This window comes from Pseudomonas sp. 30_B (genome assembly GCF_017491605.1).
GTDB lineage: Bacteria > Pseudomonadota > Gammaproteobacteria > Pseudomonadales > Pseudomonadaceae > Pseudomonas.
In genome coordinates, this window is the sequence record NZ_JAFGYY010000409.1 from 1 (window position 1) to 430 (window position 430).

The 430-nt window shown below is 65.3% G+C and carries 1 pseudogene; it reads right to left on the reverse strand.

Features of this window, described 5'->3' with window-relative positions:
• Positions 1-430 (reverse strand): annotated as a pseudogene (locus tag J5M67_RS28910) (hypothetical protein); the annotation flags it as partial.

Consider the following 430-nt stretch of genomic DNA (forward strand, 5'->3'; position numbering starts at 1 on the left):
GTGATCGGGTTGGCCAAGAGCGCTGCCGTGGTCGCACCGATGGCTGGCAGCATGGCCCAGAAGGCCAGCGCAGCGGATTTGATCGGGGCGATCAAACCGAGGGCACCCGTCTGAATGCGGCTCCAGGCGAGCGACAGAATACCCGCACTGGTTCCGGTGGCCGTCGCCTGCACTTGCAACAACGCTAGACCGGCCCGCGCCGATTGAAACGCCACCTGCGCTCCGAGGATCGGCCCCTTCACGAAGGTCCACGCGTAACCGAGTGCGATGGTGGCCACTTTCAGGCCCAGCACGGCACCGACCGTTCCTACCACCACCTGCGTCACGATGGGGAAACGTTCGGCCAGATTGGCAAGGCTGTCGATGGGCCCCATCAGCGCGCCCACCAGGCTGTTCAAGGCCGGCAGCAGCGCATTGCCCACCGTAATGC